This window comes from Desulfobacterales bacterium (genome assembly GCA_029211065.1).
In the GTDB taxonomy this organism is placed as follows: domain Bacteria; phylum Desulfobacterota; class Desulfobacteria; order Desulfobacterales; family JARGFK01; genus JARGFK01.
Genome location: JARGFK010000260.1, coordinates 1 through 604, shown reverse-complemented (window position 1 = coordinate 604; position 604 = coordinate 1). Strand labels below are relative to the sequence as shown.

The following is a 604-nucleotide window of genomic DNA, read 5'->3' as shown; positions in this document are numbered from 1 at the left end:
GGTGCGCCAGGCAAAGCCTGGTCAATCTTGTGAACTGAAAGGAGTTCACCTTGTAAATTGTCCGTTTGACAAGTAGCCGATCGAGCGTGGGACGGGGCAACCCGATCTGGCGAAGCCTCGTGAGGCGAAAGCGTGAGCCGTAGCGTAAGCGAACCTGTTTCGGCCTCGTTAAACTTTTTGGGAGTGGCCATCCGCTCAGGATAGGTGAAGCCCAGTGCCGGCAGTGAAGTAACGGGCATAAGCAGCTGTCGGGCTCCCCGGGGTGATATCCACGCAGGGCATTTCGCAAGGTCAACAGTTTTCTTGAACTTCGCTTGACAGCACATCTCAAGCGACGGAGCCAGCGGCCCTTTCGAACACCGAAAGGGAAGACGACACACGAACACCTTAAGTATCTGGGGCTGGTGAATTTGTGATTGATCGGACTGCGCAACTCCCTGCGAATGCCAAAGGCGAGAGTTTCCGGGAAAGCCCAGTGCGGGAAAACCGCACGCTGGGTTTGACGAGGGGGGATCAGGTCGTGATGCAGGGCATGCGGATAATGAGCCACGACGGGGAAACCTTGATACGGATGTATGCCGAAGCCTAAACGTTGTCACCTGCT

The 604-nt window shown here is 56.0% G+C and carries 1 protein-coding gene; it reads left to right on the top strand.

Going from position 1 to position 604, the window contains the following annotated elements:
- Positions 1–412: 412 nt before the first annotated feature.
- A complete protein-coding gene (locus P1P89_23325) occupies positions 413–589 on the top strand; it encodes a hypothetical protein (protein MDF1594454.1) in 177 nt (58 codons plus the stop codon).
- Positions 590–604: the final 15 nt, after the last annotated feature.